The following is a 20,066-nucleotide window of genomic DNA, read 5'->3' as shown; positions in this document are numbered from 1 at the left end:
GAAACGGTTACTTCTGCCCGGTAGAAATCAGCATCTTATGTCCCTCAATATCCAGCCTGCGGAACGACATGTTGTACGCGCGGGCAAGATGGGGCGGCGTAAGCACCCGATCCCGCGCGCCGCTGGCGATCATCTTTCCCTGCGACAGCAGCCACACCCGGTGGGCATGACGCAGGGTGTGGTTGAGGTCATGACTGCTCATCACCACGGCGATACCTTTTCGTCTCAGGGTGCTTAACAGCGTATCCAGTGCCGCCTGCTGCGCCACGTCCAGACCGCTCATGGGTTCATCGAGAAGCAGCATTCGCCCGTGAGGATTACCTGCCGGGTGGATCTGAAGAATGACCGCCGCCAGACGTACCCGCTGCCACTCTCCGCCGGAAAGCTGGCTGGCATGCCGGGACAGTTTATCTTCCAGCCCCAGGGCCGCGGCAACGTCCGTCAGCAGTGCCGTCTGTTGTTTGTCGTGCAAATGCAGCATCAGATAGTGCCAGACCGGCATCGCAAAGGGCGGCACCTGCTGCTGCACGAGGTAACTGCGCCGATGCGCCAGCGAGACCGGTGACCAGTCGGCGAGCGTATGCTCCAGCAGCGTTATCTGCCCTTCTCCGTCGGTCATGCCTGCCATCCGTGCCAGCAGCGTGCTCTTCCCTGCTCCGTTTGGCCCGACAAGATGCAGAATTTCTCCCGCATTGATGGTACCGGTTATCGGCTCCAGACGTCCCCTCTCGGCAACGTCCGTGAGTTGCATCAGCAACGACATTATTTCGCCAGCGCCAGCTTGATCGATTCCATAACGATCGGATCCTCAGGGGTCATATCCGGCGAAAAACGCTGAACGACCTGGCCGTCGCGGCCAATCAGGAATTTTTCAAAATTCCACAGGATATCGTCCGGGTAAAGCGGCGCGCGGCCTTTGCTGGCCATGCGTTCATAAAAACCGCTTCCTTCCGGCGCAACGGCCTTCGGCGCGGCAGCGATCAGCTTCGCATACAGCGGATGGCGGTCTTCGCCGTTGACATCGATTTTGCTGAACATCGGGAACGTCACGCCATAGGTAGTGCTGCAGAAGGTTTTAATCTCCTCTTCGCTGCCCGGCTCCTGCCCCAGGAACTGATTGCACGGGAAGCCCAGCACGGTGAAACCGTCTTTCTCCCAGGCCTTCTGAATGTTTTCCAGCTGCTCGTACTGCGGCGTCAGGCCACATTTCGATGCCACGTTGACGATAAGCAGCACGTTGCCTTTGTAGCCTTCCAGCGTGGTGTTATCGCCATCAATGGTGGTCACTTCAGTATTCAGGATATCTGACTGCATAGCATTCCCTCAGGTTGTCTTACGGCTTGTTGATTTAACGTCCAGCTTTTAATAGTAGCCAGATAAACACCGGCGCGCCCAGCGTAGCGGTCACCACGCCAATCGGCAGCTCTGCGGCCGTCAGGGCAAGCCGGGCGATGATATCGGCCACCAGCAGCGTGACGGCCCCGGCAACCGCCGAGGCCGGAAGCAGGGTCCGATGGTCCGTGAGGCCACACAGGCGCAGCATGTGCGGAATAACCAGCCCGATGAAGCCGATCGCGCCCGCCAGAGCCACGCTGACGCCGACCAGCCAGCCAATGGCTATTACCAGCACATTACGCCAGAACCCAATCGGCATGCCGAGCTGGCGGGCAGAGGTTTCACCCAGCGCGAGCATATTCAGCGGCTGCGCCTGCAGGGTAGCCCACACGATAACCGGTACCAGCAGCACCATCAGCCAGCCCTGGTGCCAGTCAACGCCTCCAAAACCGCCCATCATCCAGTACATCAGCTGACGCAGGTCAAAGGATGTTGAGAAGTAGACCGCCCAGGTCATCAGCGCGCTGCAGATAATCCCCAGCGCCACGCCGGCAAGCAGCAGACGGCTGGTCGATAAGTGCCGTCTGGCGAAACGAAGAAGGATCGCGGTGATCAGCAGCGCGCCGAGGATAGCGCTCAGGCTAATACTCCATCCGGAGAGTTCACCTCCGCCGAGCATTACCGCCGCAATCAGGCCTACGCCTGCGCCGTTTGACACGCCGAGCAGCCCGGGCTCCGCCAGAGGGTTATCAAACAACGCCTGCATTATGGTACCGCACAGCGCCAGCGCGGCGCCGACCAAAACCACCGCGACGGTGCGCGGCATGCGAATTTGCCAGACGAAGAGCTGCCCGTCCGGCCCCCACCAGCTTTCAGGCCCGATCCATCTGTCGCCCGCGCAGAGGCTTACGCCTGCGGCGACAATGAGCAACAGCACCAGCAAAAACAGGCGACGCTTATCGGAACAGTGCTGGCGATGGGCATAATCAAGCATGTGTACGGTTTTAGTAGCGTGAGATGTAATTGATTTTACGGCGGGTTTGCCGGAGAGCGCAAAGAAAAAAGGCCGCGTGGGCGGCCTTTTTAGTTAGTTCATATTACTCTGCTTTGGGCGTTGCGTTTTCGACACGGCTTTTTAACTTCTGGCCGGGTCTGAAGGTCACCACGCGGCGGGCTGTAATGGGAATATCTTCCCCCGTCTTCGGGTTGCGGCCCGGACGTTGGTTTTTGTCTCGCAAATCAAAATTGCCAAAACCGGAGAGTTTTACCTGCTCACCATTTTCCAGAGCACGACGGATCTCTTCGAAAAACAGCTCTACCAGCTCTTTGGCATCCCGTTTGCTAAGCCCAAGCTTATCAAACAGATATTCTGACATTTCAGCTTTTGTAAGCGCCATAGGTTCAATCCCTCAATGATGCCTGGAATCGCTCTTTTAATGCCTCTACACATTTGGCGACGGTAGCGGCAATCTCCTCTTCTTCGAGTGTACGGCTGGTATCCTGAAGGATAAGGCTAATAGCAAGGCTCTTGAAACCTTCTGCTACGCCCTTGCCGCGGTACACGTCAAATAAGTTTACGCCAACTACCTGATTTACGCCAACTTTCTTACATTCGGCCAAAATATCTGCTGCAGGCACATTTTCCGCGACCACAACCGCGATATCACGGCGGTTTGCCGGGAAGCGGGAGACGTCCTGAGCCTGAGGAATAACGCGGTCAGCCACCGGGTTCCATTCCAGCTCGAACACGATGGTACGGCCGTTCAGGTCCAGCTTACGCTCCAGCTCAGGGTGAACAACCCCAATAAAACCAACGCGTTTGCCGTCTAAATAGATAGCTGCGCTCTGGCCAGGATGCAGGGCCGGGATAGCTTCTGCGCGGAATTCAATTTCAGATAATTTACCGGTCAGATCCAGAATCGCTTCCAGATCGCCCTTCATATCGTAGAAATCAACCGTGCCTTTTGCCAGGTCCCAGTGCTCTTCATAGCGGTTGCCGCTGATGGCGCCAGCCAGCATGAGATCCTGACGGATGCCTAAATTTGCCTGATTATCCGGTACAAAGCGCAAACCGCTTTCGAAAATTCGCACGCGGTTTTGCTGGCGATTCTGGTTATAAACGACAGTGCCCAGCAGGCCCGTCCACAGAGACAGACGCATCGCGGACATTTCGCTGGAGATTGGGCTTGGCAGGATCAGCGCCTCCTGACCCGGGTGGATCAGCTGCTGCAGCTTTGGATCAACGAAGCTGTAGGTGATCACTTCCTGGTAGCCTTTGTCGTTCAGCATGGTTTTCACACGCTTCAGAGACAGGTCGGCTTCACGGTGGGTGCCCATTACCAGACCCGCCTGGACAGGCTCGTCAGGGATGTTGTTGTAGCCGTAAACGCGGGCCACTTCTTCCACCAGATCTTCTTCAATTTCCATGTCGAAACGCCATGATGGCGCAACGGCTTTCCACTCGTCCTGCCCTTCGGTTACTTCACAGCCCAGACGTTTCAGGATGTCGGTTACCTGCGCATCGGCAACGTGATGGCCAATCAGGCGATCCAGCTTGCTGCGGCGCAGGGTGATGGTCGCACGCTTCGGCAGGGTCGCTTCGTTGGTGACGTCAATAACCGGGCCCGCTTCGCCGCCGCAGATGTCGATCAGCAGGCGGGTCGCACGTTCCATCGCTTTATACTGCAGAGCAGGGTCAACGCCGCGCTCGTAGCGGTGAGAGGCATCGGTATGCAGGCCGTGACGGCGTGCGCGACCGGTGATGGAGAGCGGGCTGAAGAACGCGCATTCCAGCAGGACGTTTTGCGTCTCGTCGTTGACGCCTGAGTGCTCGCCACCGAAGATACCGCCCATTGCCAGCGCTTTGCTGTGGTCCGCAATCACCAGGGTGTCGGCGTTCAGTTTGGCTTCGCTGCCGTCCAGCAGAACCAGGGTTTCGCCCTCTTTCGCCATGCGCACAACGATGCCGCCGTCGATACGGTCTTTATCGAACGCGTGCATTGGCTGGCCCAGCTCCAGCAGAACGTAGTTGGTCACGTCGACCACTGCGTCGATAGAGCGAATACCGCAGCGGCGCAGCTTCTCTTTCATCCACAGCGGGGTTGGCGCTTTCACGTTGATGCCTTTCACCACGCGACCGAGGTAGCGCGGGCAAGCATCCGCAGCGTCAACCTGAATAGGCAGCACGTCGCTGATGGTCGCTTTAACCGGCGCGATTTCTGGCGCGTTCAGTTCGGTCTGGTTCAGCACGGCCACGTCGCGCGCCACGCCGATGATCCCTAAGCAGTCGGCACGGTTTGGCGTGACGCTGATTTCAATGGTGTTGTCATCAAGCTTCAGGTATTCACGGATATCGGTGCCGACTGGCGCATCCAGCGGCAGCTCAATGATGCCGTTGTGGTCATCGGAAATACCCAGCTCGGAGAAGGAGCACAGCATGCCTTCAGACGGCTCGCCGCGCAGCTTAGCCGCTTTGATTTTGAAATCGCCCGGCAGCACTGCGCCGACGGTCGCCACGGCCACCTTCAGGCCCTGACGGCAGTTTGGCGCACCGCAGACGATATCCAGCAGACGGTCACCGCCCACGTTTACTTTTGTTACGCGCAGTTTGTCAGCGTTAGGGTGCTGACCGCACTCGACTACTTCGCCGACGACCACGCCGTTGAAGGCTCCGGAAACCGGCTCAACACCGTCCACTTCCAGACCCGCCATGGTGATCTGGTTAGAAAGCGCGTCGCTGTCCAGCATGGTGTTCACCCACTCGCGTAACCACAGTTCACTGAATTTCATTGTTCTGTCCTGCCCTTATTTAAACTGTTTGAGGAAACGCAGATCGTTTTCGAAGAATGCACGTAAGTCGGTCACGCCGTAGCGCAGCATAGTCAGACGCTCCATACCCATACCGAAAGCAAAGCCGGAGTATACTTCCGGATCGATACCCACGTTGCGCAGTACGTTTGGATGCACCATGCCGCAGCCCAGCACTTCCAGCCATTTGCCGTTTTTACCCATCACGTCAACTTCCGCAGACGGTTCGGTAAACGGGAAGTAGGACGGGCGGAAACGAACCTGCAGATCTTCCTCAAAGAAGTTGTTCAGGAAATCGTGCAGCGTGCCCTTCAGGTTGGTGAAGCTGATGTTTTTATCAACAATCAGACCTTCCATCTGGTGGAACATTGGAGTGTGGGTCTGATCGTAGTCGTTACGATAGACGCGGCCCGGCGCGATAATGCGGATTGGCGGCTCCTGATCTTTCATGGTACGGATCTGAACGCCGGAGGTCTGAGTACGCAGCAGACGCGTAGCGTCGAACCAGAAAGTGTCGTGGTCAGCGCGTGCCGGATGATGGCCAGGAATGTTCAGGGCGTCGAAGTTATGGTAATCATCTTCGATTTCCGGGCCAGTCGCCACGGTAAAGCCGAGCTCACCGAAGAAACTTTCAATGCGATCGATGGTGCGGGTAACCGGATGCAGACCACCGTTTTCGATACGGCGACCCGGCAGAGAAACGTCGATCGTCTCTGCGGCCAGACGCGCATTCAGCACCGCGCTTTCCAGCTCGGCTTTGCGCGCGTTCAGCGCCTGCTGTACCTGCTCTTTGGCTTCGTTAATCACCGCACCCGCTGCCGGGCGTTCTTCTGCCGGCAGCTCACGCAGGGTTGTCATCTGAAGGGTCAGGTGCCCTTTCTTCCCAAGATATTCGACGCGGACATTGTCTAACGCGGCAACATCTGAGGCCTGATTAATGGCGGCTGTTGCACTGGCAACCAGCTCTGCGAGATGTGACATGATTTTCCTCATTATGTCGGTGCAGACACCGATTTGGTGGAGTTATTCTCTCAAATTCAGGCACAAAAAAAGCCTCCATCGGGAGGCTTATCTGGCGCTGTTTTTCGTTTCATCTTTCACGCGCTAGCCTCCTGAAATCAGGTGCTAAAGTAAAAGAAGAAGCGGAAAATAGCAGCATTCATGCTTGCGTTACCTTGTCTGGTAAAAACCGTTAAGACCTTATTGAAAAGCCTGGACGGATAAATGTCAATCTTCTGATGGTGTTAAATGAAAAGAGGGAGCAAAGCCCCCTCTTTCAACTGGCTTATGCCAGTGCTGCTTTCGCTTTTTCGACCAGAGCGGTGAACGCTACTTTGTCGAATACTGCGATGTCAGCCAGGATCTTACGGTCGATTTCAACAGAAGCTTTTTTCAGGCCGTTGATGAATTTGCTGTAAGAAATACCGTTCTGACGTGCTGCTGCGTTGATACGCGCAATCCACAGTTGACGGAACTGACGCTTACGCTGACGACGGTCACGGTAAGCGTACTGACCTGCTTTGATAACAGCCTGGAAGGCAACGCGGTAAACGCGTGAACGCGCACCGTAGTAGCCTTTAGCTTGTTTCAAAATTTTCTTGTGACGTGCACGTGCAATTACACCACGTTTTACGCGAGCCATATGTGCTCTCCTGTATCTATATTCTTAGTAAAAAAATTAAACGTTAACGGCTTATGCGTACGGCAGGCACGCGATAACCAGACCCAGATCGCCTTTAGAAACGAGGCCTTTTGGACGCAGGTGACGTTTACGCTTAGTAGATTTTTTGGTCAGAATATGACGCAGGTTTGCGTGCTTACGCTTAAATCCACCACCACCGGTTTTTTTGAAGCGCTTAGCAGCACCGCGTACGGTCTTAATTTTTGGCATCTTAATAACTTCCACTTCGCATTGTTAAATAAACGAAACATAGGCGAACAAAACCTATGAAACCCGAAGGCTCCACAGATTTTGCTGCTTGAAGGCCTTACTGTTTCTTCTTAGGAGCGAGCACCATGATCATCTGGCGGCCTTCGATCTTCGTAGGGAAGGATTCGACTACTGCCAGTTCACTCAGATCGTCACGGACGCGGTTAAGCACTTCCATACCAATCTGTTGGTGGGCCATCTCACGACCGCGGAAACGCAGTGTGATCTTGGCCTTATCGCCATCTTCCAGAAAGCGAATCAGGCTGCGGAGTTTTACCTGATAATCGCCATCGTCGGTACCAGGACGGAATTTGATTTCCTTAACCTGGATAACTTTTTGCTTCTTCTTCTGTTCCTTAGAAGACTTACTCTTTTCATAAAGGAACTTGCCGTAGTCCATGATACGACAAACTGGCGGTTCGGCGTTAGGGCTGATTTCAACTAAATCTACTCCAGCTTCTTCAGCTTTTTCGATCGCTTCTCTCAGACTCACAATCCCCAGTGGTTCACCTTCAAGATCTGTTAAGCGAACTTCCTGGGCGCGAATCTCGCCATTGATACGATTCGGACGTGCCGTTTGAACTCGTTTTCCGCCTTTAATACCTTATTCCTCCAGTTGTTGAAGACTGCGGCTGCGAATCTCTTGTTGCAGCTTCTCAATCACTTCACTTACGTCCAGGCTGCCCAGGTCTTTACCACGGCGGGTGCGAACGGCGACTTTGCCTGCTTCCACCTCTTTATCACCACAGACCAACATATACGGGACACGACGTAAAGTGTGCTCGCGGATTTTAAAGCCAATCTTCTCATTTCTCAAGTCTGCTTTTACGCGAATGCCCGCATTTTGTAGTTTCTGCGTCAATTCTTTAACGTAATCCGCCTGAGAATCGGTAATGTTCATCACCACGACCTGCACTGGCGCAAGCCAGGTTGGGAAGAAGCCAGCAAACTCTTCGGTCAGGATGCCGATGAAGCGCTCCAGAGAACCGAGAATTGCACGGTGAATCATTACCGGTACCTGACGCTCGTTGTCTTCGCCAACATAAGAGGCGCTTAAACGCTGCGGCAGGGAGAAGTCCAGCTGTACAGTACCGCACTGCCATGCGCGATCGAGGCAGTCATACAGGGTAAATTCAATTTTCGGACCGTAGAATGCGCCCTCGCCCAGCTGGTATTCGAACGGAATGCCGTTCTCTTCCAGCGCCACGGCGAGATCCGCTTCTGCGCGATCCCATGTCTCATCGCTACCGATACGTTTTTCCGGACGCGTTGAGAGTTTGACGACGATCTTCTCGAAGCCAAAGGTGCTGTACATATCGTAGACCATACGAATACAGGCGTTAACTTCGTCACGAACCTGATCTTCAGTACAGAAGATATGCGCATCATCCTGAGTAAAGCCACGAACACGCATCAGACCGTGCAGCGCACCTGATGGCTCGTTACGGTGGCAGCTACCGAACTCCGCCATACGCAGCGGCAGGTCACGGTAGGATTTCAGACCCTGGTTGAAGATCTGAACGTGGCCCGGGCAGTTCATTGGCTTGATGCAGTATTCACGGTTCTCAGACGAGGTGGTGAACATCGCATCTTTGTAGTTGTCCCAGTGGCCGGTTTTTTCCCACAGCACACGGTCCATCATGAACGGGCCTTTCACTTCCTGATACTGGTACTCTTTCAGCTTGGAGCGTACGAAAGTTTCCAGTTCACGGAAGATAGTCCAGCCGTCGTTATGCCAGAACACCATACCCGGCGCTTCTTCCTGCATGTGGTACAGGTCAAGCTGCTTACCGATTTTACGGTGGTCACGCTTCGCCGCCTCTTCCAGGCGCAGCAGGTATGCGTTCAGGGCTTTTTTATCAGCCCACGCGGTACCATAAATACGCTGCAACATCTTGTTGTTGCTGTCGCCACGCCAGTAGGCGCCCGCGATCTTCATCAGCTTAAAGTGATGACAGAAGCGCATGTTCGGCACGTGCGGTCCACGGCACATGTCGACGTATTCTTCGTGATGGTACAAGCCAGGCTTGTCATCATGCGAAATGTTTTCGTCAAGAATAGAGACTTTATAGCTCTCGCCGCGCTTCACGAAGGTTTCACGCGCTTCGTGCCAGCTGACTTTCTTCTTGATGACGTCATAGTTCGTTTCGGCGAGCTCGTGCATGCGTTTTTCGAGCGCGTCGATATCTTCCTGAGTCAGGGTGTGGTCAAGGTCAACGTCATAGTAGAAACCGTTGTCGATAACCGGACCGATCGCCATTTTGGTGTTTGGCCACAGCTGTTTGATGGCATGGCCTAACAGGTGCGCGCAGGAGTGACGAATGATCTCCAGACCTTCTTCGTCTTTCGCGGTGATGATTGCAAGCGTCGCATCGTTTTCGATCAGATCGGAAGCATCCACCAGCTCACCGTTAACGCGGCCAGCGATAGTCGCTTTCGCGAGACCAGGACCAATGTCCAGGGCTACATCCATTGGGCTAACAGCACGGTCGAAATGGCGTTGGCTGCCATCAGGAAGAGTAATTACAGGCATTTTATATCCTTATTTGCAGTGATGCCCCACACATAAGAGCATATACAAAGAAAATAATCGTGATTTGACAATAGATTACGACACCATCTGACCAACAATCGTCAAATTGGTTCGTCATCATTCACCAGCCGAATTCAGATTAATGTGGATTTACGGCAAGCGACGTAATGTTAACACTAACGGAAAGGAGATTGCACCCTCTGCGGCCAGATTGATGGGCTGGCGCTTTCGCACGAATTTGCAGGTTGCTTCTCCCCTGCGCTCGCATTTCGAAGATGCTGGGCTACTCTTGAACAGGTCTTTAAACCCAAAGGTGCATACCATGAACGTATCCAGCAGAACGGTTGTGATATTGAATGTCCTTTCCGCCACAGGTTTATTGTTGATTCTCGCCGAACGATTCCACTGGTTCTGAGGCGACCCCTGCGCTGGCATAACCTAATCGATCCCAAGAAGGGGCATATTTCGGCCCTGTTTGGTAGACTGTGGATATCAACAAACAAGGATTAGGTTATGCCAACAAAACGATTTGCCGTAAAACACTGGAAAATGGTGCTGGTGCTGATTGCCATCTGCGGCGCAATGCTGCTACTCCGTTGGGCGGCAATGATTTGGGGCTAGGGGCGAAGACAGGTCATCAGAAGGGACGTCAAAAAGCCACAGACAATAAACGGGCCGACCTTATCATCGGCCCGCTTTTATTACATTCTATAACCCAGTGAAACCGTGGTTCTGCGGTCGGTATGATCCGGCGCAGATTCTGGTGGTGAAGAGTTCCAGGTCACGTTGTAGGCCACTTTCAGACCAAAGTGTTCGTTAATAGCCACGTTCAGCGCCGTCTCAGAGTTAAGCGTCGTGTCGTCGGCACCAAATACAGAAACACCCTGGGTAAATTTGGTGTTGTCAGTCATCTGCCAGGCATAGGTACCGGAAGCGTAACCGAGGGGTTGGGTTTTGGTATCGCCATTGGTGTACTCGTCATAACGCACACCAGGACCGAATTCAAAACGGAGGCTGTGTACCGGACCGTTCAGGAACTGGCGACCATAACCGGCGGTGAACACATCGCGCTGGCGATAACCGTTGTAACGGTCAGTTAACCAGCTTGCCTGTCCAAACAGGTAGTCATAGTCGGTCATGTTGTAACGGCTACGTCCGCCTACCGCATATTTCTCGGAAGAACGTTCGTCATTAGCGGAAGTGTTGCTGGCATTACCCCACAGAGACCAGGCGGTGGTGTTGCCGTACCAGGTAAGCGTACTGTCCGCCGTCAGAGAAGAGCTTTTCGTGTTACCGGATTGTGCCAGGTACCCGGCGTTCAGGTTACCTTCAAACGGTTTTTTCGCGGTGGAAGGATCGTCCATGACAGTAAAAACGGTATCATCAGCGGTCGCGTTCATAGCCGCAAACACGCCACCCGCCAGCATCAGTGCAGCGGGCACTGTCTTTAAAAGCTTCATTTTATTAAGGAGTCCGTACAACAAAAAAAGAGACCACACGGTCCCGGAATCTTTCTTGAGGATCAATGACAAGGCGTCCAGAGAAAGGTAACAAATTATAAAAAGCCGCAAATAACATAGCAATGTTTTCTTATTTCATTTTTTGAATAAGAACGATCTCAAAAAGCGTTTTAGTTTATATATCCCCCGCCTCACTTTTTGTCAGTATTCATATTTAAAATCATACTGTTATTTACATTGCCTTCCTGACAAAAGGTGCCAGGCTAATAAGAGCCCATGCTAAAAGGAGGTAATGATGGTTTCTATTTATACTCTGACGCTCTCCCCTTCCCTGGATTCCGCCACCCTGACGCCGCAGATTTACCCGGAAGGTAAATTGCGCTGTAGCGCCCCGGTCTTTGAGCCCGGCGGCGGCGGGATCAACGTGGCGCGCGCCATTACACATCTCGGCGGCAAAGCCACGGCAATTTTTCCCGCAGGCGGTGCCACCGGTGAACACCTGGTCTCTCTGCTGGCTGATGAACAGGTGGCCGTTGAAACCGTTGAGGCCAAAGACTGGACGCGGCAAAACCTGCATGTCCACGTAGGATCCAGCGGCGAACAGTACCGTTTTGTCATGCCGGGCGCGAAACTCAGCGATGACGAGTTTCGTCAGCTTGAAGAGAAAGTGCTGACGATAGAGAGCGGCGCACTGCTGGTGATAAGCGGCAGCCTGCCGCCCGGCGTAAGCACGGAAAAATTAACGGCGCTGATTCAGGCCGCGCAGCATCGCGGCATCCGCTGCATTGTCGACAGCAGCGGCGAGGCCCTGCAGGCGGCGCTGGTGCCGGGCAATCTGGAGCTGGTCAAACCCAACCAGAAAGAGTTAAGCGCGCTGGTCAACCGTGAACTGACGCAGCCTGACGATGTGCGCACCGCCGCGCAGGAGCTGGTGCGCAGCGGCAAAGCGCGGCGCGTAGTCGTCTCCCTTGGCCCTCAGGGGGCGCTGGCAGTTGATGAATCATCGTCCGTTCAGGTTGTCCCACCGCCGATGAAGAGCCAGAGCACGGTTGGCGCGGGCGATAGCATGGTGGGCGCGATGACGCTAAAACTGGCGCAGGGTGCGTCTCTGCTCGAAATGACACGCTACGGCGTGGCGGCGGGTAGCGCCGCCACCATCAACCAGGGCACGCGTCTCTGTTCGCTTGCCGATACGCAAAAAATCGTCGATTACCTGTCCCGAAATTAACCCCTGTTCCCCTTCGTCTTTACGGAGGGGAATGTCCTCGCTGAGTCGCCAAACGCAAACTATCGACTATGCTAAGAAAACTTTCATGATAACAATGAGGTGAATTATGAGCAGTGGTGACATCACACGTTACGTCGTGACCATCAACCTTCATGAAGCATCGCTGACCGAGCTAAATGAGCTCAACAATGCTTTCACCCGGGCTAATTTTCTCCTCACCCTGACGGATGACGAGGGCAATATTCATGATTTAGGCACCCTGACATTTGGTCTGATCGGCGCCCTGAGCCAGGAAGAGGTTCATGCGCTGGCCGCCAGTCTGGTGGAGAGCGTGACCGATAAGCCTGCCGAGATTGACGTGGATACCTGGGAAAGCTGGCGGAAAAAAGAACAATAAGTGCGCTGTATGAATTTAAACCGCTCAGGTGTGCGTTAGTTCGTATTTTTTTACCGCAGTTATGCGCTAACTTTATGATCTGGCAGACAACATGGGAGAGACAACATGTGGCAGGCTATCAGTCATCTTTTACGTGAGCAGCTGGGTGAAGGTGAAATTGAACTGCGTAACGAACTGCCAGGCGGTGAAATCCACGCCGCGTGGCATTTACGCTACGCAGGGCGCGATCTTTTCGTTAAGTGCGATGAGCGAGAGCTGCTTCCGATATTTACCGCCGAAGCCGACCAGCTGGGGCTGTTGTCGCGCAGTAAAACGGTCACGGTCCCGCAGGTTCTGGCCGTGGGGAGCGACCGCGACTACAGCTTCCTGGTGATGGAGTATCTCCCCGCCCGGCCGCTGGATGCCCATAATGCGTTCATCCTCGGCCAACAGCTAGCGCGCCTGCATCAATGGAGCGACCAGCCGCAGTTTGGTCTCGACTTTGACAACGATCTCTCCACCACGCCACAGCCCAATGCCTGGCAGCGTCGCTGGTCGACATTTTTTGCCGAGCAGCGCATTGGCTGGCAGCTTGAGCTGGCCGCCGAAAAAGGGCTGGAATTTGGCAATATCGACGCCATCGTCGAGCACGTTCAACAGCGTCTGGCATCCCACCAGCCTCAGGCGTCGCTGCTTCACGGCGATTTGTGGTCCAATAACTGCGCGCTGGGTCCCAACGGCCCGTACATCTTTGACCCGGCCTGCTACTGGGGTGACAGAGAGTGCGATCTTGCCATGTTGCCGCTTCATCCTGAGCAGCCGCCGCAAATATACGACGGATACCAGTCTGTTTCCCCCCTGCCGCCCGGTTTCCTCGACCGCCAGCCGGTGTATCAGCTTTATACGCTGATGAACCGTGCCATTCTTTTTGGCGGAGAACACCTTGTTAACGCGCAGCGGGCACTCGAGCGTATGCTTGCCGCCTGAGAAGAGAAAGGGTGGCCTTGCCGCCACCCTTATCGCTTACAGAAAACCGAGCAGTGAGAAGAAGAAGTATCCCGCCACAATGATAATCACGGGAAGGATATAGAGCGGGAAAATTTGCAGGAAAATGGTGTGACGCGGCACAACGATGCGGGATTCAATCTGCTCACGACTCATTCCTTCCGGGCCCTTGGCCTGCTCCAGAATCAACTGATCCTCAACGCCTTCGCGTAAAAAGCGCGTCTGGCGACTCATTCTCGCACCAGAGGCCTGCAGTGCCAGCGCGACAAAGATCAGGGCATATATCACCCAAAAGCCGATATTCAGCTGTTGATGAAAATCCGGAGTGGGTGAGTTAAACCAGAAGACATTCAAAAATGGCGTATTAAAACGCATCATCTCAATCATGACATGAGCGAAATCAAGCATTACCGCATTGATACCCGGCTGTTTTTCGCTGTGATCGTACATAAATTTGAGTACAGAAATCAGCGTAGAAATGACGGCAGGAATAAAAATTACCCAGCCAGCAATACGTTTTAAGACCGCAATGCGTCCAGCTTGTTGATACGTCATCAGTTCCTCTTCATAAAGACGCGTTATTTGTGCCTAAGTCTACCTGCTGGTCATCAATTTCGCCCGCTCTTTAAAAGCAATATGCTAAATTGCAGATTGTGCTTAGCACGTATCATCTGTCGAACACCCTGGATAAGGAGACGTTGTGATGTCGACACCGCGCCAAATTCTTGCCGCAATTTTTGACATGGATGGATTACTGATCGATTCCGAACCGCTGTGGGATCGCGCCGAACTGGACGTTATGGCCAGCCTCGGCGTGGATATCAGCCGCCGTAATGAACTTCCCGATACCTTGGGCCTGCGCATCGATATGGTGGTGGATCTGTGGTTTGCCCAACAGCCGTGGGTAGGTCCCAGTCGCGATGAGGTGACCGCACGCATTATCAGCCGCGCCATTTCTCTGGTGGAAGAGAACAGGCCGCTGCTGCCCGGCGTACGTGAGGCCGTCGCGCTGTGTAAAGCCCAGGGGCTGAAGGTCGGACTGGCCTCGGCTTCACCGCTGCACATGCTGGAAAAAGTGCTCACGATGTTTGAACTGCGCGACAGTTTCGACGCGCTGGCGTCCGCTGAAAAATTGCCTTACAGCAAGCCGCACCCGCAGGTCTATCTGGACTGCGCCGCTAAGCTCGGCCTGGATCCCCTCAACTGCGTTGCGCTGGAAGATTCCGTTAACGGTATGGTGGCGTCGAAGGCTGCACGGATGCGCTCCATCGTGGTGCCCGCAGAAGAAGGCCGTCACGACCCCCGGTTTGCCCTTGCCGACGTGAAGCTTAACTCACTGGCAGAACTCAGGGCGCATCACCTGCAGGGCGGTTAACGCCCTTCTCTGGTTTGTGACAAACAGTTACACCGTCACCTCTTCCGCCTACTGTATAAAAACCCTATACTGTATGAATTGACAGTTTTGTGGGTTTTATCATGACGGCGGAAGGCCACCTGCTTTTTTCTATTGCGTGCGCGGTATTTGCCAAAAACGCTGAACTCACCCCCGTGCTGGCACAGGGGGACTGGTGGCATATTGTCCCTTCTGCCGTATTGACCTGCCTGCTGCCCGACATTGACCATCCCAAATCTTTCCTCGGACAACGCCTGAAGTGGGTATCGAAACCCATCGCCCGCGCGTTCGGCCACCGGGGTTTCACGCACAGCCTGCTGGCCGTGTTTGGCCTGCTGACGCTTTTCTATTTGAAGGTGCCCGAAAGCTGGATAGTCCCCGCCGATGCCATCCAGGGGATGGTGCTGGGCTATTTAAGCCATATTCTCGCCGATATGCTGACGCCTGCGGGCGTACCGCTGCTTTGGCCCTGCCGCTGGCGTTTCCGTTTTCCGATCCTCGCACCGCAGAAAGGCAACCAGCTTGAGCGCGTATTGTGCATGGCGCTGTTTGCTTACGCCGTCTGGATGCCGCAAACCTTGCCCGAAAACAGTGCAGTTCGCTGGTCATCCCAGATGATTAATTCGCTGCAATTTCAGTTCAATCGCTTTATTCATCACCAGATTGAACAGTAAACCGACAAAATTATCCCATTTGTCATAACCCATTCCATTTGGATATAAGCGCTACATCACACTTCTGCTAACCTTCCGCCAACAGGATCGGTAAAAACCGACCCAATAATAAATCAGGAGAACGGGGATGAATTTTCCACTCATCGCGAACGTCGTTGTGTTCGTTGTATTGCTATTGCTTCTTGCGCAGGCGCGCCACAAACAGTGGAGCCTGGCGAAAAAAGTGCTGGTTGGTCTGGCCATGGGTGTCGTATTTGGTCTGGCATTACAGGCAATTTATGGCTCCGATAATCCAGTTCTGAAAGATTCCATTCAGTGGTTCAACATCGTCGGTAACGGCTATGTTCAGCTGCTGCAGATGATCGTTATGCCGCTGGTGTTCGCCTCTATTCTGAGCGCCGTTGCTCGCCTGCATAACGCGACTCAGCTGGGAAAAATCAGCTTCCTGACCATTGGTACGCTGCTGTTCACCACGCTGATTGCCGCGCTGGTGGGTGTGCTGGTCACCAACCTGTTTGGCCTGACCGCAGAAGGCCTGGTTCAGGGTACCGCTGAAACGGCGCGTCTTACCGCGATTCAAACCAACTACGTTGGTAAAGTGGCTGACCTGACCGTGCCGCAGATGGTGCTCTCCTTCATTCCGAAGAACCCGTTTGCTGACCTGACCGGTGCGAGCCCAACCTCGATCATCAGCGTGGTTATTTTCGCCGCGTTCCTGGGCGTAGCGGCGCTGAAGCTGCTGAAAGACGACGCGCCTAAAGGCGAACGCGTGCTGACCGCGATCGACACCCTGCAAAGCTGGGTGATGAAGCTGGTGCGTCTGGTTATGCAGCTGACGCCTTACGGCGTGCTGGCACTGATGACCAAAGTGGTTGCCGGCTCTAACCTGCAGGACATCATCAAGCTGGGCAGCTTCGTTGTCGCCTCTTATCTGGGCCTGGGCATTATGTTCGTGGTGCACGGCATCCTGCTGGGCGTAAACGGCGTCAGCCCGCTGAAATACTTCCGTAAAGTCTGGCCGGTGCTGACCTTTGCCTTCACCAGCCGTTCCAGCGCCGCGTCTATTCCGCTGAACGTTGAAGCGCAAACCCGTCGTCTGGGCGTGCCTGAATCCATCGCCAGCTTCTCTGCCTCCTTTGGTGCCACCATTGGTCAGAACGGCTGTGCGGGTCTGTACCCGGCGATGCTGGCGGTTATGGTTGCCCCTACCGTTGGGATTAACCCGCTGGATCCGGTCTGGATCGCCACGCTGGTCGGGATTGTTACCGTAAGCTCCGCAGGCGTTGCGGGCGTTGGCGGTGGCGCAACCTTCGCCGCGCTGATTGTGCTGCCCGCGCTGGGTCTGCCCGTGACGCTGGTCGCGCTGCTGATCTCCGTTGAGCCGCTGATCGACATGGGCCGTACCGCGCTGAACGTAAGCGGCTCCATGACCGCCGGTACGCTGACCAGCCAGTGGCTGAAGCAGACCGACAAAGCGATTCTGGAAAGTGAAGACGACGCCGAGCTGGCGCATCGTTAATCTCGGTAGAAATAAAAAAACCGCCTGATGGCGGTTTTTTTATGGCTGTTATTCTTCGACCTCTTCATCCTGGCGGATCTGCATCGCCCACCGCTGCGCTGACTCCGGCACCGTAAACGTGGGCGAGCGGCGGAAATGTTCGCCGATCAGCACGAAGGCCACGTATTTCCCCCGAAGTTGCCAGACATCGCGAAAACCCTCCACTTTCAGGGCGTGGTCTGGCGGCGCGGGCTCAACGCGGGGCACATAGCTAATAACCTGGCGGTTTTGTTGACGAAGAGGTTTCATAAGCGGCTGGTTCACTAAAGCAAATTCTTGAAGCAGGAAAATTCTATGATAGCCGATCCTGCTGCCTTCCGTCGCGCCCCAAGTGGGCCTGAAGGCTCCTTTCGTCAATGGCGGCATGTGAAAACTCTTAGTTCACGAGCCATCTCGCGACATTGTTCTATCCTTAATAGGGTTTTTAGCAATGGATAAAGGAGAAGCGTGCAATGTCGAACAAAGATAAAACACATCAATCACCGATTCATGGCACTGAAGAATCTCAACCGGGTATGGACTCTCTTGCCCCTGCTGACGGCTCTCATCGCCCCTCCCCTGGCCCCTCCGCACCGGGCGAACAGCCTACCGCACCGGGAAGCATGAAATCGCCGGACACGGGAAACGAGAAGCTGAAATCTCTTGAGCCGCACCGTAAAGGCGGCGAAGGCTTTGCGCTCACCACCAATCAGGGCGTGCGCATTGCTGACGATCAGAACTCCCTTCGCGCAGGCGCGCGCGGGCCAACCCTGCTGGAAGACTTTATCCTGCGGGAAAAAATCACCCATTTCGACCATGAGCGAATTCCGGAACGCATCGTCCACGCGCGAGGTTCCGCTGCGCACGGCTACTTCCAGCCCTACAAGAGTCTGAAAGACATCACCAAAGCGGATTTCCTCTCCGATCCGGATAAAATCACCCCGGTGTTTGTGCGCTTCTCCACCGTGCAGGGCGGCGCCGGTTCGGCAGATACGGTTCGGGATATCCGCGGCTTTGCCACCAAGTTTTATACCGAAGAGGGTATTTTCGATCTGGTGGGCAATAACACCCCGGTGTTCTTCATTCAGGACGCGCATAAATTTCCTGACTTTGTCCATGCGGTAAAACCGGAGCCCCACTGGGCCATACCGCAGGGACAAAGTGCGCACGACACCTTCTGGGACTACGTCTCACTGCAGCCTGAAACCTTACACAACGTGATGTGGGCGATGTCAGACCGCGGCATTCCGCGCAGCTATCGCACGATGGAAGGGTTTGGTATCCATACCTTCCGTCTGATCAATGCCGAGGGCAAAGCCACGTTTGTGCGCTTCCACTGGAAGCCGGTGGCGGGCAAAGCCTCGCTGGTGTGGGACGAGGCGCAGAAGCTGACCGGGCGCGACCCGGACTTCCATCGCCGCGAGCTGTGGGAGTCCATTGAAGCGGGCGATTTCCCGGAATACGAACTGGGCCTGCAGCTCATACCGGAAGAGGACGAATTTAAGTTCGATTTCGACCTGCTTGACCCGACGAAGCTGATTCCGGAAGAGCTGGTGCCGGTACAGCTGGTGGGCAAAATGGTGCTCAACCGCAACCCGGATAACTTCTTCGCCGAAAACGAGCAGGCCGCATTCCACCCCGGGCATATCGTGCCGGGGCTGGACTTCACCAACGATCCGCTCCTGCAGGGACGGTTGTTCTCGTACACCGATACGCAGATCAGCCGTCTTGGCGGGCCGAACTTCCACGAAATCCCGATTAACCGCCCAACCTGCCCGTACCACAACTTCCAGCGCGACGGGATGCACCGTCAGGATATTGATACCAACCCGGCGAACTATGAGCCGAACTCTATCAACGATAACTGGCCGCGCGAAACGCCGCCGGGGCCGAAACGCGGTGGATTCGAATCGTATCAGGAGCGTATCGACGGCAATAAAATCCGCGAGCGCAGCCCGTCGTTCGGCGAGTATTACGCCCACCCTCGCCTGTTCTGGAACAGCCAGACGCCGATTGAGCAGCAGCACATCATCGGCGGCTTCAGCTTTGAGCTGAGCAAAGTGGTGCGTACCTACATCCGCGAGCGTGTGGTCGATCAGCTGGCGCGCATTGATATTCAGCTCGCCCAGAGCGTTGCGGATAACCTGGGCATTACGCTGACCGATGAGCAGCGCAACATTGCCCCGCCGAAAGAGGTTAACGGCGTGAAGAAAGATCCGTCGCTGAGCCTGTATGCCGTGCCGGGTGGGTCAATTAAAGGCCGCGTGGTCGCCATCCTGCTGAACGACAAAACCCGCGCCAGCGACGTGCTGGGGATTATGCAGGCGCTGAAGACCCAGGGCGTGCATGCGAAACTGCTTTATTCCCGCATGGGGGAAGTGACCGCCGATGACGGCTCCGTGCTGCCGGTGGCGGCAACCTTTGCCGGGGCGCCATCGCTCACAGTCGATGCGGTAATTGTTCCGGGCGGAGATCTTGCCAGCCTGCTGACCAACGGCGACGCGGTGTATTATCTGCTCGAAGCCTATAAGCACCTGAAACCGATCGCGCTGTCCGGCGACGCGCGACGGTTTAAGGCGCAGCTGAAGGTAGCCGATCAGGGTGAGGACGGGATTGTCGAGGGCGATAACGTTGACGATGCCTTTATGACGAAGCTGTTTGATTTGCTCGCCGCGCACCGCGTCTGGTCGCGAAGCAGCAAGATTGACCAGATACCGGCGTAAAAAAAGCCGGGTGGCGCTTGCGCTTACCCGGCCTACATTCGATTGGTTTTGTAGGCCCGGTAAGG

General features: G+C 54.9%; 23 protein-coding genes and 1 other annotated feature. Of the genes, 9 read left to right on the top strand and 14 right to left on the bottom strand.

Going from position 1 to position 20,066, the window contains the following annotated elements:
• Positions 1 to 7 precede the first annotated feature (7 nt).
• The 11 genes from btuD to thrS form a co-directional block, all read right to left on the bottom strand.
• Complete coding sequence (gene btuD, locus SPG90_RS04955; protein WP_163353704.1) at positions 8 to 763, bottom strand: vitamin B12 ABC transporter ATP-binding protein BtuD; 756 nt, start codon at positions 761 to 763, stop codon at positions 8 to 10.
• Complete coding sequence (locus SPG90_RS04950; protein WP_023311298.1) at positions 763 to 1,314, bottom strand: glutathione peroxidase; 552 nt, start codon at positions 1,312 to 1,314, stop codon at positions 763 to 765. Before SPG90_RS04950 ends, btuD begins: the two co-directional genes overlap by 1 nt.
• A 34-nt stretch (positions 1,315 to 1,348) precedes the next feature.
• Positions 1,349 to 2,329, bottom strand: coding sequence for a vitamin B12 ABC transporter permease BtuC (gene btuC / locus SPG90_RS04945; RefSeq protein WP_047174058.1), 981 nt, complete (start codon positions 2,327 to 2,329; stop codon positions 1,349 to 1,351).
• Positions 2,330 to 2,432: 103 nt separating this feature from the next.
• Positions 2,433 to 2,732, bottom strand: a complete 300-nt coding sequence (gene ihfA / locus SPG90_RS04940; RefSeq protein WP_003857805.1) for an integration host factor subunit alpha — start codon at positions 2,730 to 2,732, stop codon at positions 2,433 to 2,435.
• 4 nt (positions 2,733 to 2,736) lie between these two features.
• Complete coding sequence (gene pheT, locus SPG90_RS04935; RefSeq protein WP_239632305.1) at positions 2,737 to 5,124, bottom strand: phenylalanine--tRNA ligase subunit beta; 2,388 nt, start codon at positions 5,122 to 5,124, stop codon at positions 2,737 to 2,739.
• Between the two features lie 15 nt (positions 5,125 to 5,139).
• Complete coding sequence (pheS, locus tag SPG90_RS04930; RefSeq protein ID WP_033145275.1) at positions 5,140 to 6,123, bottom strand: phenylalanine--tRNA ligase subunit alpha; 984 nt, start codon at positions 6,121 to 6,123, stop codon at positions 5,140 to 5,142.
• A gap of 62 nt (positions 6,124 to 6,185) precedes the next feature.
• Positions 6,186 to 6,310: a sequence feature (Phe leader region), on the bottom strand.
• The gene (gene pheM, locus SPG90_RS04925; RefSeq protein WP_001386830.1) at positions 6,261 to 6,305 is read right to left on the bottom strand and encodes a pheST operon leader peptide PheM; all 45 of its coding nucleotides are present in this window, start codon (positions 6,303 to 6,305) and stop codon (positions 6,261 to 6,263) included. Its footprint overlaps the feature before it by 45 nt.
• 117 nt (positions 6,311 to 6,427) lie before the next feature.
• Entirely contained in the window at positions 6,428 to 6,784 is a 357-nt protein-coding gene (gene rplT / locus SPG90_RS04920) for a 50S ribosomal protein L20 (protein ID WP_000124850.1), read from the bottom strand.
• A gap of 51 nt (positions 6,785 to 6,835) precedes the next feature.
• Positions 6,836 to 7,033, bottom strand: a complete 198-nt coding sequence (gene rpmI, locus SPG90_RS04915) for a 50S ribosomal protein L35 (protein ID WP_003030583.1) — start codon at positions 7,031 to 7,033, stop codon at positions 6,836 to 6,838.
• A gap of 97 nt (positions 7,034 to 7,130) precedes the next feature.
• Positions 7,131 to 7,673, bottom strand: a complete 543-nt coding sequence (infC, locus tag SPG90_RS04910; RefSeq protein WP_014069901.1) for a translation initiation factor IF-3 — start codon at positions 7,671 to 7,673, stop codon at positions 7,131 to 7,133.
• Between the two features lie 3 nt (positions 7,674 to 7,676).
• Positions 7,677 to 9,605 carry a threonine--tRNA ligase gene (thrS, locus tag SPG90_RS04905; protein WP_008500657.1) on the bottom strand — a complete coding sequence of 643 codons (1,929 nt, stop codon included), beginning with the start codon at positions 9,603 to 9,605 and terminating at the stop codon, positions 7,677 to 7,679.
• A 142-nt stretch (positions 9,606 to 9,747) separates the two neighbouring features.
• Between thrS and yncL the strand changes: the two genes are divergently transcribed.
• The gene (yncL, locus tag SPG90_RS04900; RefSeq protein ID WP_080298627.1) at positions 9,748 to 10,020 is read left to right on the top strand and encodes a stress response membrane protein YncL; all 273 of its coding nucleotides are present in this window, start codon (positions 9,748 to 9,750) and stop codon (positions 10,018 to 10,020) included.
• Between the two features lie 98 nt (positions 10,021 to 10,118).
• Positions 10,119 to 10,226, top strand: a complete 108-nt coding sequence (gene yniD / locus SPG90_RS04895; RefSeq protein WP_008500658.1) for a small membrane protein YniD — start codon at positions 10,119 to 10,121, stop codon at positions 10,224 to 10,226.
• Between the two features lie 80 nt (positions 10,227 to 10,306).
• On the opposite strand, the gene SPG90_RS04890 is transcribed toward yniD, so the two are convergent.
• Positions 10,307 to 11,065, bottom strand: a complete 759-nt coding sequence (locus SPG90_RS04890; RefSeq protein ID WP_029740435.1) for a DUF481 domain-containing protein — start codon at positions 11,063 to 11,065, stop codon at positions 10,307 to 10,309.
• Positions 11,066 to 11,360: 295 nt separating this feature from the next.
• Between SPG90_RS04890 and pfkB the strand changes: the two genes are divergently transcribed.
• The 3 genes from pfkB to SPG90_RS04875 all read left to right on the top strand — a co-directional run bounded on the left by pfkB (position 11,361) and on the right by SPG90_RS04875 (position 13,656).
• Positions 11,361 to 12,293 (top strand): 6-phosphofructokinase II, encoded by a 933-nt coding sequence (gene pfkB / locus SPG90_RS04885; RefSeq protein WP_023311294.1) that lies wholly within the window; start codon positions 11,361 to 11,363, stop codon positions 12,291 to 12,293.
• 106 nt (positions 12,294 to 12,399) lie between these two features.
• Positions 12,400 to 12,690: a type V toxin-antitoxin system endoribonuclease antitoxin GhoS gene (ghoS, locus tag SPG90_RS04880; RefSeq protein ID WP_033145271.1), complete on the top strand. Its 291-nt coding sequence runs from the start codon at positions 12,400 to 12,402 to the stop codon at positions 12,688 to 12,690.
• Positions 12,691 to 12,795: 105 nt separating this feature from the next.
• A complete protein-coding gene (locus tag SPG90_RS04875) occupies positions 12,796 to 13,656 on the top strand; it encodes a fructosamine kinase family protein (protein ID WP_047174057.1) in 861 nt (286 codons plus the stop codon).
• A gap of 36 nt (positions 13,657 to 13,692) precedes the next feature.
• Here SPG90_RS04875 and SPG90_RS04870 read toward each other — a convergent pair whose 3' ends face one another.
• Complete coding sequence (locus SPG90_RS04870) at positions 13,693 to 14,229, bottom strand: YniB family protein (RefSeq protein ID WP_023311291.1); 537 nt, start codon at positions 14,227 to 14,229, stop codon at positions 13,693 to 13,695.
• 148 nt (positions 14,230 to 14,377) lie between these two features.
• Between SPG90_RS04870 and hxpB the strand changes: the two genes are divergently transcribed.
• From hxpB to tcyP, 3 genes are all read left to right on the top strand, one after another.
• Positions 14,378 to 15,049 carry a hexitol phosphatase HxpB gene (gene hxpB, locus SPG90_RS04865; RefSeq protein ID WP_174259722.1) on the top strand — a complete coding sequence of 224 codons (672 nt, stop codon included), beginning with the start codon at positions 14,378 to 14,380 and terminating at the stop codon, positions 15,047 to 15,049.
• A gap of 101 nt (positions 15,050 to 15,150) precedes the next feature.
• Positions 15,151 to 15,741: a metal-dependent hydrolase gene (locus tag SPG90_RS04860; RefSeq protein ID WP_014883483.1), complete on the top strand. Its 591-nt coding sequence runs from the start codon at positions 15,151 to 15,153 to the stop codon at positions 15,739 to 15,741.
• A gap of 127 nt (positions 15,742 to 15,868) precedes the next feature.
• Complete coding sequence (gene tcyP, locus SPG90_RS04855) at positions 15,869 to 17,260, top strand: cystine/sulfocysteine:cation symporter (RefSeq protein ID WP_008500667.1); 1,392 nt, start codon at positions 15,869 to 15,871, stop codon at positions 17,258 to 17,260.
• A gap of 48 nt (positions 17,261 to 17,308) precedes the next feature.
• Here tcyP and cedA read toward each other — a convergent pair whose 3' ends face one another.
• Complete coding sequence (gene cedA / locus SPG90_RS04850; protein ID WP_071845469.1) at positions 17,309 to 17,563, bottom strand: cell division activator CedA; 255 nt, start codon at positions 17,561 to 17,563, stop codon at positions 17,309 to 17,311.
• Positions 17,564 to 17,751: 188 nt separating this feature from the next.
• On the opposite strand from cedA, the gene katE reads away from it, so the two are divergent.
• Positions 17,752 to 20,001 (top strand): catalase HPII, encoded by a 2,250-nt coding sequence (gene katE, locus SPG90_RS04845; RefSeq protein WP_163353701.1) that lies wholly within the window; start codon positions 17,752 to 17,754, stop codon positions 19,999 to 20,001.
• Positions 20,002 to 20,066 lie beyond the last annotated feature (65 nt).

Source organism: Enterobacter sp. D2, assembly GCF_034427575.1.
GTDB classification, from domain to species: Bacteria; Pseudomonadota; Gammaproteobacteria; order Enterobacterales; family Enterobacteriaceae; genus Enterobacter; species Enterobacter cloacae_M.
Note: the sequence above shows the minus strand (reverse complement) of the source record. Positions and strands in the feature narration are given on the sequence as shown.

Excerpts from the sequence above, each read along its gene's own strand:
- pheT (WP_239632305.1), bottom strand. The coding sequence starts at position 5,124 with ATGAAATTCAGTGAACTGTGGTTACGCGAGTGGGTGAACACCATGCTG.
- SPG90_RS04860 (WP_014883483.1), top strand. The coding sequence starts at position 15,151 with ATGACGGCGGAAGGCCACCTGCTTTTTTCTATTGCGTGCGCGGTATTT.
- SPG90_RS04875 (WP_047174057.1), top strand. The coding sequence starts at position 12,796 with ATGTGGCAGGCTATCAGTCATCTTTTACGTGAGCAGCTGGGTGAAGGT.
- SPG90_RS04950 (WP_023311298.1), bottom strand. The coding sequence starts at position 1,314 with ATGCAGTCAGATATCCTGAATACTGAAGTGACCACCATTGATGGCGAT.
- pheS (WP_033145275.1), bottom strand. The coding sequence starts at position 6,123 with ATGTCACATCTCGCAGAGCTGGTTGCCAGTGCAACAGCCGCCATTAAT.
- btuD (WP_163353704.1), bottom strand. The coding sequence starts at position 763 with ATGTCGTTGCTGATGCAACTCACGGACGTTGCCGAGAGGGGACGTCTG.
- SPG90_RS04870 (WP_023311291.1), bottom strand. The coding sequence starts at position 14,229 with ATGACGTATCAACAAGCTGGACGCATTGCGGTCTTAAAACGTATTGCT.
- rpmI (WP_003030583.1), bottom strand. The coding sequence starts at position 7,033 with ATGCCAAAAATTAAGACCGTACGCGGTGCTGCTAAGCGCTTCAAAAAA.
- tcyP (WP_008500667.1), top strand. The coding sequence starts at position 15,869 with ATGAATTTTCCACTCATCGCGAACGTCGTTGTGTTCGTTGTATTGCTA.
- btuC (WP_047174058.1), bottom strand. The coding sequence starts at position 2,329 with ATGCTTGATTATGCCCATCGCCAGCACTGTTCCGATAAGCGTCGCCTG.
- yniD (WP_008500658.1), top strand. The coding sequence starts at position 10,119 with ATGCCAACAAAACGATTTGCCGTAAAACACTGGAAAATGGTGCTGGTG.
- rplT (WP_000124850.1), bottom strand. The coding sequence starts at position 6,784 with ATGGCTCGCGTAAAACGTGGTGTAATTGCACGTGCACGTCACAAGAAA.
- katE (WP_163353701.1), top strand. The coding sequence starts at position 17,752 with ATGTCGAACAAAGATAAAACACATCAATCACCGATTCATGGCACTGAA.
- SPG90_RS04890 (WP_029740435.1), bottom strand. The coding sequence starts at position 11,065 with ATGAAGCTTTTAAAGACAGTGCCCGCTGCACTGATGCTGGCGGGTGGC.
- ihfA (WP_003857805.1), bottom strand. The coding sequence starts at position 2,732 with ATGGCGCTTACAAAAGCTGAAATGTCAGAATATCTGTTTGATAAGCTT.
- thrS (WP_008500657.1), bottom strand. The coding sequence starts at position 9,605 with ATGCCTGTAATTACTCTTCCTGATGGCAGCCAACGCCATTTCGACCGT.
- ghoS (WP_033145271.1), top strand. The coding sequence starts at position 12,400 with ATGAGCAGTGGTGACATCACACGTTACGTCGTGACCATCAACCTTCAT.
- pfkB (WP_023311294.1), top strand. The coding sequence starts at position 11,361 with ATGGTTTCTATTTATACTCTGACGCTCTCCCCTTCCCTGGATTCCGCC.
- yncL (WP_080298627.1), top strand. The coding sequence starts at position 9,748 with ATGTGGATTTACGGCAAGCGACGTAATGTTAACACTAACGGAAAGGAG.
- hxpB (WP_174259722.1), top strand. The coding sequence starts at position 14,378 with ATGTCGACACCGCGCCAAATTCTTGCCGCAATTTTTGACATGGATGGA.